General features: G+C 71.9%; 16 protein-coding genes and 2 pseudogenes. 12 read left to right on the forward strand and 6 right to left on the reverse strand.

The features are described 5' to 3' along the window. Window positions 1–42: 42 nt before the first annotated feature. Window positions 43–417 (reverse strand): four-helix bundle copper-binding protein, encoded by a 375-nt coding sequence (locus CEB94_RS03295; protein WP_246111694.1) that lies wholly within the window; start codon window positions 415–417, stop codon window positions 43–45. Between the two features lie 119 nt (window positions 418–536). Here CEB94_RS03295 and CEB94_RS03300 point away from each other — a divergent pair, with 119 nt between their 5' ends. From CEB94_RS03300 to CEB94_RS03340, 9 genes are all read left to right on the forward strand, one after another. Then, window positions 537–896 carry a DUF6479 family protein gene (locus tag CEB94_RS03300; protein ID WP_175430726.1) on the forward strand — a complete coding sequence of 120 codons (360 nt, stop codon included), beginning with the start codon at window positions 537–539 and terminating at the stop codon, window positions 894–896. Between the two features lie 181 nt (window positions 897–1077). Next, on the forward strand, window positions 1078–1584 hold the full coding sequence (locus CEB94_RS03305) for a SigE family RNA polymerase sigma factor (RefSeq protein WP_175430727.1): 507 nt from the start codon (window positions 1078–1080) through the stop codon (window positions 1582–1584). 11 nt (window positions 1585–1595) lie between these two features. After that, complete coding sequence (locus tag CEB94_RS03310) at window positions 1596–2117, forward strand: superantigen-like protein SSL4 (protein ID WP_175430728.1); 522 nt, start codon at window positions 1596–1598, stop codon at window positions 2115–2117. A gap of 138 nt (window positions 2118–2255) precedes the next feature. After that, the gene (locus tag CEB94_RS03315) at window positions 2256–3530 is read left to right on the forward strand and encodes a bifunctional glycosyltransferase family 2/GtrA family protein (protein WP_175430729.1); all 1275 of its coding nucleotides are present in this window, start codon (window positions 2256–2258) and stop codon (window positions 3528–3530) included. Beyond that, complete coding sequence (locus CEB94_RS03320; RefSeq protein ID WP_246111695.1) at window positions 3527–4789, forward strand: glycosyltransferase family 39 protein; 1263 nt, start codon at window positions 3527–3529, stop codon at window positions 4787–4789. Before CEB94_RS03315 ends, CEB94_RS03320 begins: the two co-directional genes overlap by 4 nt. A gap of 126 nt (window positions 4790–4915) precedes the next feature. After that, window positions 4916–6580, forward strand: coding sequence for a purine-cytosine permease family protein (locus tag CEB94_RS03325; RefSeq protein WP_175430730.1), 1665 nt, complete (start codon window positions 4916–4918; stop codon window positions 6578–6580). A gap of 169 nt (window positions 6581–6749) precedes the next feature. Next, on the forward strand, window positions 6750–7205 hold the full coding sequence (locus CEB94_RS03330) for a hypothetical protein (RefSeq protein WP_175430731.1): 456 nt from the start codon (window positions 6750–6752) through the stop codon (window positions 7203–7205). A 123-nt stretch (window positions 7206–7328) separates the two neighbouring features. Then, window positions 7329–7814: a cation:proton antiporter regulatory subunit gene (locus CEB94_RS03335; protein ID WP_175430732.1), complete on the forward strand. Its 486-nt coding sequence runs from the start codon at window positions 7329–7331 to the stop codon at window positions 7812–7814. Between the two features lie 6 nt (window positions 7815–7820). Next, complete coding sequence (locus CEB94_RS03340) at window positions 7821–9053, forward strand: cation:proton antiporter (protein ID WP_175430733.1); 1233 nt, start codon at window positions 7821–7823, stop codon at window positions 9051–9053. Between the two features lie 304 nt (window positions 9054–9357). On the opposite strand, the gene CEB94_RS03345 is transcribed toward CEB94_RS03340, so the two are convergent. Together CEB94_RS03345 and CEB94_RS03350 are read right to left on the reverse strand one after the other, a co-directional pair. Then, window positions 9358–9939 (reverse strand): Rv1733c family protein, encoded by a 582-nt coding sequence (locus tag CEB94_RS03345; RefSeq protein WP_246111696.1) that lies wholly within the window; start codon window positions 9937–9939, stop codon window positions 9358–9360. A gap of 110 nt (window positions 9940–10049) precedes the next feature. After that, complete coding sequence (locus CEB94_RS03350) at window positions 10050–11150, reverse strand: winged helix DNA-binding domain-containing protein (protein ID WP_175430734.1); 1101 nt, start codon at window positions 11148–11150, stop codon at window positions 10050–10052. 296 nt (window positions 11151–11446) lie between these two features. On the opposite strand from CEB94_RS03350, the pseudogene CEB94_RS03355 reads away from it, so the two are divergent. The 3 genes and pseudogenes from CEB94_RS03355 to CEB94_RS40615 all read left to right on the forward strand — a co-directional run. Further along, window positions 11447–11665 (forward strand): annotated as a pseudogene (locus CEB94_RS03355) (acyl-CoA dehydrogenase family protein); the annotation flags it as partial. A gap of 12 nt (window positions 11666–11677) precedes the next feature. Next, window positions 11678–12013 (forward strand): annotated as a pseudogene (locus CEB94_RS42140) (DNA alkylation repair protein); the annotation flags it as partial. 5 nt (window positions 12014–12018) lie between these two features. Next, complete coding sequence (locus tag CEB94_RS40615) at window positions 12019–12144, forward strand: hypothetical protein (RefSeq protein ID WP_342789577.1); 126 nt, start codon at window positions 12019–12021, stop codon at window positions 12142–12144. 13 nt (window positions 12145–12157) lie between these two features. Here the strand turns inward: CEB94_RS40615 and CEB94_RS03360 are convergent, their stop codons facing one another. The 3 genes from CEB94_RS03360 to CEB94_RS03370 all read right to left on the reverse strand — a co-directional run bounded on the left by CEB94_RS03360 (window position 12158) and on the right by CEB94_RS03370 (window position 15366). Next, window positions 12158–12748 carry a hemerythrin domain-containing protein gene (locus tag CEB94_RS03360; protein ID WP_175430735.1) on the reverse strand — a complete coding sequence of 197 codons (591 nt, stop codon included), beginning with the start codon at window positions 12746–12748 and terminating at the stop codon, window positions 12158–12160. Between the two features lie 11 nt (window positions 12749–12759). Continuing rightward, the gene (locus CEB94_RS03365) at window positions 12760–13959 is read right to left on the reverse strand and encodes a hypothetical protein (protein WP_175430736.1); all 1200 of its coding nucleotides are present in this window, start codon (window positions 13957–13959) and stop codon (window positions 12760–12762) included. A 312-nt stretch (window positions 13960–14271) separates the two neighbouring features. Then, on the reverse strand, window positions 14272–15366 hold the full coding sequence (locus CEB94_RS03370) for a carboxylate-amine ligase (RefSeq protein ID WP_175430737.1): 1095 nt from the start codon (window positions 15364–15366) through the stop codon (window positions 14272–14274). Window positions 15367–15477 lie beyond the last annotated feature (111 nt).

Consider the following 15477-nt stretch of genomic DNA (forward strand, 5'->3'; position numbering starts at 1 on the left):
CGCACACCGTAGAACGTGTTTCAGAAATTGGGAATGGCGTTGTCAGTTCAGGGTGGCGAGGAAGTCCGTGCACGCGCGTGCGCACGCACGGCATGCCGCCGCCGAGTCCTCCGCTCCTGGTTGCCGGTCGAAGACATGGGCGGCCTCGAGGCACACGGTCCGGCACCACTCCACCTGGATCCGGATGCTGCTCTCGTCCACCTGGTTCTGCTCGGACAGCACACGGCAGGTCGCGTCGCAGACCTCCGCGCACATGATGCCCTTGCGTCGTACGAGTTCCTGGTTCTCGGTGCCGTCGGGATCCACGAGGCTGGCGCGCAGCGCGCAGGCCCGCGCGCACTCGGTGCACGCCTGCGCACAGGCGAAACGGTCCTCCAGGAACCGGAACAGCTCCTGCTGGGATGTCGTCGAAGTCACACCGCGCGGGTAGCCCCGGTGGATGCCGGTCAAACCCGGTGTTCCCATGGGTTCCGTCCGGTACCGCGGCCGCCTGTGTCCAGCGGGTTCACGGAGGGGACCGGGGGTACCCGCGTGCCATGGATAACGCATGGATGGAGATGGCCGCGGGCGGGGACGCCCCCGGCTTCGGGTTCGTCGTGACGGGTCTGCTGGTCGTGGCCCTGCTGCTGGGCGCCTTCATCCTGGGCCTGCGGCACAAGCGCCGGCGCCCGCCGCTGCCCGACGAGCAGCCCAGGCTCCCCGACGGCGGCCCGGTCCGCGAGACCCAGGAGCGCCGGGAGCCCGACGAGATGCCGAGGAGCCAGGAGCGCCTGACGCCGCACGAGTTGAAGGGGCACGGCAACCAGAGCGACCGGACCAGCGCCTCGCAGACGCGTCCGCGCTGGAACGGGGGCAGCAGCGGTGGCTTCGGCAGCGGCGGCCCGGGAGCCCGCTGACCCGACGGTTACGGCGGCCCGGCGGCCGAACGGAAGGGCCCGTGCCTTGCACGGGCCCTTTTGCATGTCCGCGGCCGGCCTCGCGAGGGTGAGGTGGATCACAGGTTCCGAGTGCATCGTGCGGCGGGGTCCAGCGTCTTCTGAGAGGTGTAGGGGGCCACTGAGACGCAGGACGGTGAGGATGGAGCAGGTTCGGGCGGACGGCTTCGACGAGTTCGCGGCCGCCCGTTGGTCGGCGCTGCTCCATGTCGCGCGTCTGCTCACGGGGGGCGACCGGCAGCGTGCCGAGGATCTGGTGCAGGAGGCCTTGGTCAAGTTGTGGTTCGCCTGGCCGAAGGTCGCCGAACAGGCCCCCGAGGCGTACGTCCGCACGGTGCTGGTGCGGCTGGCGGCCCGCTCGGCGAGGCGGCGCTGGTGGGGGGAGCGCCCGGTGGAGCACTTGCCCGACCGGGCCCACCCGGGCGACATGTCGTCCGCCGTCGCGGAGCGTTCGCGGCTGGAGGCCGCGCTGGCCCTGCTGTCGCCGAAGCAGCGGGCCGCGGTGGTGCTGCGCTATTACGAGGACCTGCCCGAGGCCCAGGTCGCCCAGGCCCTGGGCTGCCCGGTGGGCACCGCCCGGTCCCATGCGTCACGCGGAGTCGCGCGGCTCCGCCAGATCCTGTCCGACGCCGTCAGGCCCGTGGGGTGAAAGGAGAACCGATGGACGACTTCGAGCGGGACCTGTCGCGGCTGATGCGCGACACCCAGCAGCACTCCCCCTACGAGCCCGCGCACCGGCAGCGGCTGCACGCGGGCATCCGGGCCCGCCGCCGGTCGCGGTTGTTGTGGAAGGCGGGCGGCTCCGCCGTGGCGGTGGCCGGGCTCAGTGTCGGGCTGGCCCTGCTGCCCAGCATGCTCACCCGGGCCCAGCCCGCCGATCACCGGCCGCAGCCGGCGACGAGCCCGACGGCCTCGCCGGACAGCACGCCGACGACGGAGCCGTCGAGGACGAGCCCCCCTCCGACCCAGCAGCCCGAGACGAACCTGCCCGCGACGACGACCGGCGGCAGCACACCGTCCGGGACGACGAGCGAGCCGGTCGACCCCACGCCGACGGCCACGGCCTCCGAGAGCCGTACCGTCGCGACGACGCCCGCGCCTCCGCCCTCCCCGACACCGACGACGGTCCCTCCGTCCGCACTGGACTCCGAGGAACCCTCCGTAGCGGCCTCCACCGAGTAGCCGCCTGAGCGGCCCTTCCCGTCAGGGGCGACTTCGCCCCGAACCCCTCACCGCACCACCCGCCACGGGCGCCTTCGGCATGCCCGAGAACCGGCGCGCGGGGCATGCCCCGCGCCAGAAAGAGACCGTGAGACAGCCATGCGAACCGTACGGCGGTCGGCCCTGATCGACCGCCCGATACCCGAGCCGTCCGCGTTGCCGCGCCGGGCGCCCCTGCCCGCGCACCACCCGGACCCCGTTCTCGACGTGGTCGTTCCCGTGTACAACGAGGAGAGCGGACTGGAGCCCTGCGTCCGGCGGCTGCACGCGCACCTTTGCGAGACCTTCCCCTACGCCTTCCGCATCACCATCGCCGACAACGCCAGCACCGACGGGACCCCGCGGATCGCCGCACGGCTGGCCGCGGAACTGCCCGGCACGGACTGGATCCGGCTCGACGAGAAGGGGCGGGGCCGTGCGCTGTACACCGCGTGGTCACGCTCCCGCGCCCCGGTGCTCGCGTATCTGGACGTGGACCTGTCCACCGACCTCGCCGCGCTGCTGCCGCTGGTCGCACCGCTGATCTCGGGCCACTCGGACATCGCCATCGGCACCCGGCTGGCCCGTGGCTCGCGGGTGGTGCGCGGCCCGAAACGGGAGATCATCTCCCGCTGCTACAACGGGCTGCTGCGCTCCACGCTCGCCGTGGGGTTCTCCGACGCGCAGTGCGGGTTCAAGGCGGTGCGGCGGGACGTCGCCGAACGGCTGCTGCCGCTGGTGAAGGACCGCGAGTGGTTCTTCGACACCGAGCTGCTGGTGATCGCCGAGCGCGCGGGGCTGCGGATCCACGAGGTGCCGGTGGACTGGGTGGACGACCCCGACAGCCGGGTCCACATCCTGTCCACGGCCCTGGCCGATCTGCGGGGCATGGCCAGGCTCGGCCGGGCCCTGGCCTGCGGCAGGCTGCCGCTGACCGCGCTGCGCCGCAGCGGCGGCGACCTCGACGGGCAACTGCCCCCGGGCCTGGCCCGGCAGCTGGTGCGTTTCGCCGCCGTCGGTGCCGCCAGCACCCTGTGCTACCTGCTCCTGTACACCGTGCTCAGACCCGCGACGGGAGCCCAGGCCGCCAACGCGCTCGCCCTGCTCGCCAGCGCGATCGCCAACACGGCGGCCAACCGGCGGCTCACCTTCGGGGTCCGGGGTCGCGGCGGCGCCCTGCGCCACCACCTCAAGGGCCTCGCCGCCTTCCTGGTCGGGCTGTCCCTGACCAGCGGTTCGCTGGCCGTCCTCCACCACAGCGCGCCCGGGGCCGGCCGCCGGATCGAGCTGGTGACGCTGATCGCCGCCAACCTGGCCGCGACGCTGCTGCGCTTCCTCCTCTTGCGGGCCTGGGTGTTCCCGGCCCGCCGTACGACAGGACCCTCCGCCCCATGAGCACCGTCCAGCTGCGCCGCCCGCCCTCCGGCGTCGACCGCCCCGAAGTCCCGCGCGGCCCCCGGGAGTTCCGTCTGCGGCTGCGCGCCGCCGCCGTGCGCTACGGGCCTGTGCTGCTGACGTACGGCGTGCTGAAGCTGGCCGGCTTCGCCGTCTTCATGTACCTGCTGGACTCCGCGGGCGACTTCCGTAGGAAGAACCCCCGCTTCGGTGGCGGCGAGCACGCCTGGGACGTCCTGGCCAGCTGGGACGGCTGGTGGTACCAGCAGATCGCCGAGCACGGGTACGACCCGGCCCTCGAGCCGGTCCCGGGCGCGACGGGCCTGATCACGCTGGAGGGCAACTCGGCGGCGTTCTTCCCGCTGTACCCGACGCTGATGCGGCTGGTCTCGGAGTGCACCGGACTCGGCCTGTACGGCGCCGGCCTGACGGTCTCCGTCCTGGCCTCGTTCGCCGCCGCGCTCGGCATCTACGCCGTGACGAAGCGCCTGGGCGGCCACCGGGCCGGTCTGGTCTCGGCCGGGCTGTGGGCGGTGTGGCCCGGCTCGGGCACGGAGTGGTCGGGCTACTCGGAGTCCCTCTACACGGCCCTCGCCGCGTGGGCCTGTCACGCCGTCATGACCCGCCGCTGGCTCACCGCCGGTCTGCTGACCTGCGCGGCCGGGCTGTGCCGGCCCACCGCTGTCGCGCTCGTCGCCGCCCTCGCCGTCGCCGCGGTGCTGTCGTTGCGCCGGCGCGAGGACGGGGTGCGCCGTCCGCTCGCCGCCGTGGCCATCGCCCCGCTGGGCCTGTTCGGCTACCTCGCCTGGGTCAACTACCGCATGGGCGACATCAACGGCTACTCCAAGCTCCAGGACGGCGCCTGGGCCCACAAGTTCGACTGGGGGGTCCACTCGTTCAACGTGCTGACGTCCATCCCGGTCGGTCACTTCGACTACCTCTTCGCGATGCCGTTCGAGGATGTCATCGGCGTCTGCGTGGTGCTGATGGTGCCGGTGCTGACCGTGCTGCTGGTGCGCCTTCGGCCGCCTGCCGTGCTCGTCGTCTACACGGTCCTCTCCTACCTCATGGTGATGACCACCCAGCAGTACTTCGGCAACGTCTCGCGCTATCTGCTCCCGCTCTTCCCGCTGTTCGTCCCTCTCGCTCTCGCGATGCGCCGGCTCAGATGGCCGTCCCTGGCCACGGTCCTCGGCATGGCCGCGTTGGCTTCCGGGTCGTACGCGGGATATGTGCTGTTCGTGCTGGGGGTGCCGTAGACAGCCGTCGGCACCGGGTGAGATGGCTCCGAAACATTCCCTTCACGCAGGAAGTATTTAGGGGTAACGACCGCTGCCTACCGTGCCTGCCTTGTCAGTCCCCAACCCGCAGCAAGGAGGCGTGGCATGAGTACCGAGCCACGACTGGCCGAAGTCACCGAGCCGGAACCCGCACAGCAGGCAGCGCCGGGCACGGATCAGGCCGTCAAGGAGACCCTCGAGGACTACACGCTCCGCTTCGCGCCGCGCAGCTACCGGCGCTGGACCCCGATGGTGGTGGCGACGACCGCGCTCGGCGGCATCGCCTACATGGCCGACTTCTCCATCGGGGCCGGCATCGGCCTGGCCCACGGCACCGGCAACGCGCTGCTCGCGATCGGCGTCGCCGCCGTCGTCATCTTCGTGACCGGCTTCCCGCTCGCCTACTACGGCGCCCGCTACAACATCGACCTGGACCTGATCACCCGCGGCTCCGGCTTCGGCTACTTCGGCTCGGTCCTCACCAGCGTCATCTTCGCCAGCTTCACCTTCATCTTCTTCGCCCTCGAAGGCTCGATCATGGCCCAGGGCCTGAAGCTGGGCCTCGGACTGCCGCTCTGGCTGGGCTACTTGGTCTCCACTCTGATGGTGATCCCCCTGGTGATCTACGGCATGGCGGCGCTGAGCAAGCTCCAGGTGTGGACCACCCCGGTCTGGCTGCTGCTGATGGTCGGCCCCCTGGTCTACCTGGTCGCCACCGACCCGGGCAGCGTCGACCGCTTCCTCGCCTACGCGGGCACCGACGGGGACGGCGGCGTCAACACCGCCTCCGTGCTGCTCGGCGCGGGCGTGTGCCTGTCGCTGATCGCGCAGATCGGCGAGCAGATCGACTACCTGCGCTTCATGCCGCCCAAGACCGAGGCGAACAAGCGTAGTTGGTGGACGGCCGTGGTGATGGCCGGTCCGGGCTGGGTGGTGCTGGGCGCGCTGAAGCAGGCCATCGGCGTGTTCCTCGCGGTGTACATCATCGCCGAGGTCGGTGCCTCCGCCGCGCCCGAGCCGATCCAGCAGTTCAAGCACGCTTTCGACGCGATGATGCCGTCCTGGATCGTCCTCCCGCTGGCCGTGGCCCTGGTCGTGATCAGCCAGATCAAGATCAACGTGACGAACGCGTACTCCGGCTCCCTCGCCTGGACCAACTCCTTCACCCGGGTCACCCGGCGCTACCCGGGCCGGATGGTCTTCGTCCTGGTCAACCTGGGCTTCGCGCTCGCGCTGATGGAGGCCGACATGTTCAGCTTCCTCAACGGCATCCTGGGCTTCTACTCGAACTGCGCGATCGCCTGGGTGGTCACCGTGGCCACCGACATCGGCATCAACAAGTACGTGCTGAAGCTGTCCCCGCACGCCCCGGAGTTCCGCCGCGGCATGCTCTACGCCGTCAACCCGGTCGGGGTCGTCTCCTTCGTCGCCGCCTCGGGGCTGTCCATCGCCATGTACTTCCACGCCCTGGGCGACACGCTCCAGCCGTACTCCCCAGTCGCCGCGGCCGTCATCGCCTTCGTCCTCACGCCGCTGATGGCCGTGTTCACCAAGGGCAGGTACTACCTGCGGCGCACCGACGACGGCATCGCCGAGCCCCTCCTGGACGAGGACGGCAATCCCAGCGCCGTCACCTACGAGTGCCATGTGTGCCGGCAGCAGTTCGAGCGGCCGGACGTGGCCGCCTGCCTGACGCACGACGCCGTCGTCTGCTCGCTGTGCCTGAGCACCGACAAGGTCGGCGACCACGTCCTGCCGGCCGCGGTCTGACCCGTACGGCGGGAGCGCCGCCCGGTGCTTCCGCCGTACGGCACGTTCCAACTCGGTCTCGGACGCGCTGCGCGGGCGCCGGCGGGGCGGCGGCTCCGGGGCCCGGGCGGCATACTGATCTTGCGCTGAGCAGTGATCGGGCCGACGGTCGGAGAGGGGATGACGGGACGTGACCACCGATGAGCCGGACGGGCGGGGAACTCCCCACGAGCCGCGCGGCGTTCCCCCGGTCCCCGACGACGTGTGGCTGAGGTTCCTCACGGACAGCGAGTCCGCCATACGCGCCTCCGCGCCCAGGGAGCCCTCCGCCGAGGAGAGGGCGGCGGGGCTGCGGCTCCAACCCCCGCACGCCGTCGGTGACCTGTGGCAGCCCGAGGACCTGTGGGTCCGCGTGGCGTGGCGGGACCTGGACCGCCGTGCCAGGGTCCGGCGCGTGGGACGGTTCGTCGCCACGGCGGCCGCCGTCGCCCTGGCCCTGAGCGCCTGGTCCCAGCTGTCCACCGGCGCCGGCACGGGCCACCGGCCCGGCGAGAGCACGGTCCGGCAGGTCGAGGGGGCGACCGCGCGGCTGTCCACGGCCACACCCGTCCCGTCCGCATCCCCCTTCCCGCAGCCGTCCCGATAGCCCACGCAGGACGGGTACGGTCCCGCCCCGCCGCCTAGGATGAGCCACACAGGCCGGATCTGGGCGCTCGTCCGGGCGCGGCCCCCAGGCAGGAACGCGCAGGCCGACCGAAGGGGGACGGAGATGAGCGCGCCACGCCTCAGCAGCACCCCGTTGCCGGGCATAGGGGTCCGCTACGACCTGACGACACGGGAGAGCCGACGCCTCTCGGTGGTCGCACACCGCGACGGGCACCGGACGATCAGCGCCTACCGCGAGGACGACCCGGACGCCTGCGACCTCTCGGTGCGGCTGACGTCGGAGGAGGCGACCACGCTCATCGACGCCCTGATGCCCGCGCACCACACCCCGAACCTGCTGTCCACCACCGACCTGGGGCTCGTCGCCGAGCGGATCGAGCTGCCCGGCTCCTCGCACTGGAACGGGCGGCTGCTGGGCGAGTCCCGGATCCGTACCGACACCGGTGCCTCCGTGGTGGCGGTGCTGCGCCGGGCGGAGGCGATCCCCTCCCCCACCCCGGACTTCCGGCTGGCCGGTGGCGACATCCTGATCGTCATCGGGACCCGCGAGGGCGTGGAGGCGGCCGCCGCGATACTCGGGCGGGTGTGACCCGCCATGCACTCCTCCGCGGTCTTCCTGATCGAGTTCGGGTGTCTCATCCTCGGGCTCGGGCTGCTCGGCCGCTTCGCCGGGCGCTTCCGCTTCTCGCCGATCCCCCTCTACCTGCTGGCCGGGCTCGCCTTCGGGGAGGGCGGGCTGCTGCCGCTGGGCGCCAGCGAGGACTTCGTCGCCGTCGGCGCCGAGATCGGTGTCATCCTGCTGCTGCTCATGCTGGGCCTGGAGTACACGGCCACCGACCTCGTCTCCCACCTCAGGACCCACTACCCGGCCGGGCTCCTCGACGCCGTCCTCAACGCCCTGCCGGGCGCGGTCCTGGCCCTCATGCTCGGCTGGGGCCCGGTCGCCGCCGTCGTCCTGGCCGGTGTCACCTGGGTCTCCTCCTCCGGCGTCATCGCCAAGATCCTCGGAGACCTGGGGCGGCTGGGCAATCGCGAGACCCCGGCCGTTCTGAGCATCCTGGTCCTGGAGGACCTCTCCATGGCGGTGTACCTGCCCATCGTCACGGCCCTGCTGGCCGGGGTGGGCCTGGCCGCGGGCGGTGTCACCCTGGCCATCGCCGTGGGTGTGCTGACCGTGGTGCTGGTCCTCGCGGTGCGTTTCGGCCGCCACGTCTCCCGCTTCGTCTCCAGCGACGACCCGGAGAAGCTGCTGCTGGTCGTCCTCGGCGTGACGCTCGTGGTCGCGGGTCTCGCCCAGCAGTTGCAGGTGTCGGCCGCGGTGGGCGCGTTCCTGGTCGGCATCGCGCTGTCGGGTGAGGTCGCCGAGGGCGCGACGAGTCTGCTCGCGCCACTGCGGGACCTGTTCGCCGCGGTGTTCTTCGTCTTCTTCGGCCTGCACACCGACCCGGCCAGCATTCCGCCCGTGCTGCTGCCCGCCCTCGCCCTGGCCGCCGTCACCACCGCCACGAAGATCGCCACGGGCTACTGGGCCGCGCGGCGCGCCGGAATCGGGCCCAAGGGCCGCTGGCGCGCCGGCGGCACGCTCGTGGCCCGGGGCGAGTTCTCCATCGTCATCGCCGGGCTCGCCGTCACCTCCGGCATCGAACCCTCCCTCGGCCCCCTGGCCACCGCCTACGTCCTCATCCTGGTCCTCCTCGGCCCCCTGACCGCCCGCTGGACGGAGCCGCTGGCGACGCGCCTGTCCCGACGCTCCCACCGACGGACGGCGCCGATTCCTTCGGGCGCGCACGAGGCACTCGACGACCAGGACACGGTCGGCCGCACGTGAGCGGGGACCGGGTCAGGGGTCGGGTACCGGGTTCAGGGGCCGGGTACCGGGCCGTTGCGAGCGCGATGGGATCCGGCGGTGCCGGGCAGCCGATGAGCACCGTGGCAACCCGGCCGTCCCGGCCGGCCCGGCCACCAGCGGGCACGTACCGCCGACCATCCAGGGGTTCAATGGCGTCCAGCGGGGCGGGACAGCCAGTGAGCACCCCGCACCTGCCACGCACGCGACCGGCGGGTACTGGGCCGTAATGCCGCCGGGGCAACCGGTGGCCGCGCTCGGTGGAACCGCCGCGGTGCCGGCGTGTTCAGCCCGTCTTCCAGCCCCTCCGCGTGTCGATCCGCTCCCACTCCGCGTCCCACTGGGCCATGCGCCGCCGGTCGAGGGCCAGACGGGTCACCCATGTGGCTCCCAGGACCGCACCGCCCGCGAAGAACCCTGCGAGCGCGCCGCCCATGGCCATGTGCAGCCACGCCTCGCCGCTGGACACCGGTGGGGTCGTGATGTCGCCGCTCCGGTTCACCCACAGGGAGACGGTGCTCCCGGCGGGAGCCCTGGCCGCCACCCGGGCCTCCTCCCGGTGCGTCGAGCCGTCGGGCGCGGTCCACAGCACCTTCCCCCACACCCGGTGGTCGCTCGCCGCGCGGGCCGGTGACGGGCCGGGCGCGTCCTCGACGAGCACCGCCGTGACCCGGCGGCTCTCGGCCCGCTGCCGTTCGACGGCCCGCTCGACCGTGCCCGCCGCCGTCACCCCCGCGACCAGTCCGCCCAGGAGGGCGAGCACCCAGCCGGCGAGCACGACCCAGGCTTCGACGACGTCGACGCGCCGTTTGAGCGCGTTGCGCCGCCACCGCCACCACCGCACGGTCATCCGCTCCGACGCTTCCATGGGCCGACACCCCCTCGTGAGCACCGGCAGCACCCTTCCAGTGTGCGCCTGACAGCCCGGAACGCTCGCCGATCAACGCCGGCGGCTCGTCCCGGGGCGCGAGGCGTGGTTCAGCCGGGCGAGGCCGCGATCCGTACCCGGTCGCTCTCGTCGTCGGAGAGGAAGGAGGCCATCGCCCGTCCTTCCTCGGCGACGCCGGTGCGGTCGGTCCGGGAGAAGCGGCGCAGCGGGGTGACGAGCACCGTGTCCCTCTCGACGGTCCAGGTCGCGGCGACGTGGCCGTCGACCAGGACGACGCGTTCGCCGGCGACGGACAGATGACGGTGCGCGTCGTCGATGATCCGGCTGCGGTCGTGGTAGCCGAGGATCGCGTTGTCGAACGCCGGCAGGAACCGCACGGGCGCCGGGGTGTCGGGGTCGGGGCGGGGCGCGCCGGGGAGGTCGAGCAGTTCGCGGCCGCGTTCGTCACGGAAGGAGACCAGTTCCTCGCGCAGGGCGGAGACCGCGGCGGGCAGTCCGGTGAGGCCGCACCAGGCACGCAGGTCGGCCGAGGCGGCGGGGCCGAAGGCCGCCAGGTAGCGCCGTACCAGTGTCTGGCCCACGGGGTCGGAGCCGTCCGGGGAGGGTGGGTCGATCTCGCGTCCCAGCCAGGAGGAGATCAGCGCGTAGCACACTCCCGCCTTCATGCGCCACAGGCCGCGCGGCGGCAGCTGGACCGTCGGGAGGAGGGCGGCGACCAGCATCTCGCCCAGGGGCCGGGGTCCCGCCACGGGCCACCCGTCGGCGACGGCTCGCGCGAGTTCGGGCAGGGAGCGGGGTTCGCCGTCGGCCATGACCTTCCGGCCCGCCGCGGCGAGTTCACCGGGATCGACCCCGGCGAGCTCGCGTCGGTAGACCCCGAGGATCCGCTGTCTCAGCATGCCGTCGTGGCGGGCTCGCCAGGCCACGACGTCGTCGGCGGTGACGAGGTGGACGGTGCGGCGCATGAGGTGGGTGCGCACGACACGCCGCCCGGTCAGCAGGTCCGACAGTTCCGCCGCATCGAACGCCCGCAGCCGCGACCAGAGCCCAAGGAACGGCTCCTGCGGTTCCTGCGCCTGGAGCCCGCACAGGTGCGCGACGGCGTCGAGGACGGGCAGGTCGGCGCGGTCGAGGAGCAACTGCCGGGCGAGGGTGGCGCGGTTGAGCGCCCTGGCGTCGAGAACGGTCATCGGTACACCTCGGCCTTCGACTCGTGTGCCGACCCGTGGTCCAGGTGTCGGGCGGCTTGCGCGCTCACGGTCGCACGGGACGCGGTCAGGTCGTGACCGCGTTCGGCGTCCGTCCCAGGCGGGGGCACCATTCCCTATGTTCCCTATCGAATCACTAGGGAAATTTTGACGGGGCACTGCGGGACTGCGCAGGATGATGCGCATGGCCCACACATCCTTCCTACTCGTGAGGCTCAACACCCCCCTGCGCAAACGAACTTGAGGAGATCCCTGCGATGGGCGTTGCCCCGGCGCCGTCCATGGCGGAAGCCGCCGCGTGCAGGGCCGCCCAGGAGTGCACCGCCCGCGCCCTCGACGTCATCGGCGCCCGCTCCACGTCCGCACGGCTGGGCTTCGACCGGTTCTGGCGCAACGCGCGGACCCACACCCTGTACGAGCCCGTCGGCCACCGGCTCCGGGACGTCGGGGACTACTTCCTCAACGGTGCGCACCCTCCGTTCGTCCTTCCCGTCTGAACACACGACGACAGGGCGCTCGCGAAGCGGCTGAAGACGCAGCAGGAGCTCGCCCGCCGGCTCTGGGAGACGGACGACACGTCGGCGCGGCTGCCGGCGCTCCTGATCTGCCGCCCGAAGGCGTTCGGGCGGGACGAGCTGGACGTCATGCTGCGCCGGGCGCTCGCCCTCAAGGTCCACGACTGGCTCGTGAACTACGTGGTGCGGAAGAACCCGCAGGGATCAACGAGATGGTGCGCCGGCAACAGCAGCCGTAGCCTGGAACCGCCGAACGTTGCCTCGCGGAGCTGGAATCGGCGCGACGGAACGACGCGGACACGGCCGAGGCGGCGTAAGCGGCCGACGGGCACCCGGTGCGGATCGTCCTGGACCGGGAGGAGAACGCGGTCGACGACGAGGCCCGCTACGTCATCACCGCCTACGAGCGTGCGAACAGCCGGCGTGCCGGGGATCTCACCGATCCCCGGCCGGGAACGTGACGCCGACGACGGTTCAGTCCTTACCCATCGCCTTGCGGACCGCGTCCTTCGTGCGGTCCACGAGGGCCGCGACGGGGCCGAGGGCGACATTGGCCGCGCCGGACTCGACGCCCGGGTGGGGGCGGGTGGGGGCCATGGCTTCGGCGGCCTTCACGGCCTTGGCCAGGGTGGCGAGGCCGTCGGTGTCGGTGCTTCGGCGGATGTGCGTGAACTCGTAGCGCTCCTCCGCCCGGGCGTGCTCCTGCACGTCCTTGCGCAGCTTCATCAGCTGGAGCATGAACTTCGGGTCTTCGGTGTCCAGTTCGTCCAGCGCGGCGAGGGTCTCCTTGGCCGCCCGCTCCTCGGCGAGCCGGTCCTCCACGACCTGCTCGCCACCGGGCAGGGCCCGCCGGGCGAAGGGGTGGACGACCTCCTCCTCGGCGGTCTCGTGCACGGCCAGCAGCCGCACCAGGCGGCGGAAGGCCTCGCGGCGCTCCTCGCCCCGGCTCTGCTCGACCTCGTCGAAGAGATTGCGGATGTCGCCGTGCTGGCGCATGAGGAGCGCGACCACGTCGTCGTCCGCGGCACGGTCGTCGCCGGCCTGGGGGGTGTGCGTCTCGGGCATGGCCGGCCTCCTCACTTCTCGCGCATCGCGGGGTCGGGGTGCTCGCCCTCGGACTGCACGCGGTACTCGCGGCCGAACATCTCGTCGTGCTGGACCATCACCCGCTCGCTCGGCGGCTCCTCACCGCCGTGGATCTGCTCCTGCATCTTCTCGAACCGCTCGTGCGCCTCGCGCACATAGCCGGCGCCGAGGGTGGTCAGGTCCATCTGGGTGTCCAGCAGCTCCCGCAGGTACTGCTTGTTCGGCTCGAAGGTGAGCACGTTCGGCAGCTCCGGGGCCAGCACCTCCTGCGGCTCCCGGCCGTCGTGGCGGCGCATCAGGTCGCAGGCCGCGTGCAGGTGCTCCAGTTCCATGTTCAGGTGCAGCTCCCAGATCGCCTTGACCTTGGGGTCGCTCTCCTGCTCCATGAACGAGTAGTACAGGTAGCACTCGTTGTACTCGTGGTTGACCAGCTGCTCCCACCACGTCTCCCCGGGGTCGACGAGCGACTCGTAGTGGGTGACGTGCTCCTCCTCGATCAGCCCGATCTCCTGGTAGAGCTGCCGAGCGATCGGCTCCATGTAGGTGGGGCCGGTGTTCATGTAGAAGTTCATCGTCTGCTGCTCCGCCGCCATGATCGTCAGCGCGTGCAGCTTGGACAGCGGGTTCGTGCCGCTCTTGTCGTACGGGTCGCGGACGTTGTCGTACGGATGGCGGTGGTGGTACTTCGTCGGGCGGCCCGGCATCACCTCGGTGAGGTTGTCGACGATCGACTCCGCCTTGCGGTGCTCGATCATCTCGTAGAGGTTGGCGTACCGGTACAGGTGGTCGAAGTCCTCCAGCACGCCGAACTGGTACGCCTGCTGCAGGTACGGGTCGGGCTCCATCCGTGCCACCCACGCCGTCAGGTCCACGGCGACCTGCTCATAGGCGATCGTCGTCTCCAGGACGGAGGACACGCCGGGCAGCAGCCAGTTGACGGCCTTCTGTTGCTGCGCCTCGATGTAGCGGGTCTCGGCGAGCTGCCGCTTCACCTCCGGGTCGACGGTGTTGCGGGCGAGCTGGTGGCTGAAGAGGATGGCCTCCACCTCGATGCCGTTCATCGCGATGATGCGGCAGCGGGTGTAGGGGTCGCAGCGGTCGGGGTCGATGGGCTGCACGTTCAGCTCACGCCAGTTGCGGACCTGGCGGTCGAGCGGGATGCCCCGCTGTTCCAATGGGTTGAAGCTCATGGACGGTCTCCTGGGGGTGAAGGGACTCGCGCGCCGACGGAGTGCCCCGCCAGGGCCGGCGAGAACGCGTTCGTCTCTCCCACTGTTTCGGCCGGGGCGGTTTCCGGCCACTGTGCGCACCCCAAGCGGGTGCTCACTGCCTGCATGCGGTCCCCCGCCGGTCCGCCGGCGTCGCGGGGGCCGCTCGGCGACAGGCCGGTCAGGTCGGCCGGCTCCAGGTGCGGGCCGATCCACTGGCACAGCGGGGCTGGTCACCCACGCCCGCTCGGGCACCGCCGTCACCGCGGCGGCCCGAGGAGCGGTTCCGCGGTGTCACGGCATCGTGCTCTGGGCGCTGATCAGCTCGGTGACCGCGCGCAGACCACCGTGGGCGAGGGCGGCGCGCTGCCGGTCCGCGCCGGTCCCGTCCTGCAGCAGCCGGTGGACCAGGGACGTGACCTGCCGGGAGTCGCCCGATGCGTCGAGGGCGGGAGCGACATGCCGCAGGAACTCGTAGAGCACGTCGCCGGCGCGGTGCGATGTGCCGGCGGGGTCGATCAGGGTGTCGCCGAGCCCGTGCCGGGCGGCGTGCCACATAGCGGCCTGCAGCAGTTCCGGCGCGCAGTCGGGCAAGGGCGTGTCGGCGACCGCTTCCGCCAGTGCGGTCTCCACGAGAGCCCGGATGATCGCGGCGAGCATGACGGCCTCGTCCGCCCGCAGCTGGACGTCCAGGCAGCGCACCTCGATCGTGGGGTAGGTGGCCGAAAGGCGGGCCTGCCAGTAGAGCTGACCGGTGTCGGAGATCAGGCCGGACTCCTGCAGCCGTGCCACGCGCCGGTCGTAGTCCTCGGCGTCACGGAAATGCGGGGGCATGCCGCTGACCGGCCACCGGCTGAAGATCACCGTGCGCCAGCTCGCGAAGCCCGTGTCGTGGCCGTCCCAGAGCGGGGAGTTCGCCGCCATGGCCGTCAGCGTCGGCAGCCGGGACCGGATCCGGTTCAGCACCTGCACGCCCGCCTCCCGGCCGGGTACGGCGACGTGCACGTGCGTGCCGTTGACCAGCTGCTCCGCCACCAGCTGCGGCGCCTGGACGACCATGGCCCGGTAGCGTGCCTGGTCGGTGACGGCTATGGGGCGGCCGTGCCGCAGCGGTGGTGTCCCGCAGACCCCGATCCGGCAGCCGTGCTCCTCCGCGGCCACGCCGACCGCGTGCCGCAGTCGCAGCAGATGGCCTCCGACCTCCTGCAGGGTGTCGCAGACCGGGGTGGCCACCTCGACCTGCGCCTGGAGCAGCTCGTACTGCACCTCCTGGTCGGTCACGAGATGCCCCACACCCGCCGCGGCGCGCACTTTGTCCGCCTGAGGTACCGGCAGACCCGTGACCGGGTCGAGCAGCAGGTACTCCTCTTCCACGCCGATCGTCGTCATCGACCACCCTCTGTTCCGCCCGGCGGCCGGGCCGGATTCCGGCGCGCGGCAGGCGCACCTTCACGCAGCGATGGTCACCTCTCGGGGGCACGCTGGTGGGCTACCGAGTGC

The sequence above is a fragment of the Streptomyces hawaiiensis genome, from assembly GCF_004803895.1.
GTDB lineage: Bacteria > Actinomycetota > Actinomycetes > Streptomycetales > Streptomycetaceae > Streptomyces > Streptomyces hawaiiensis.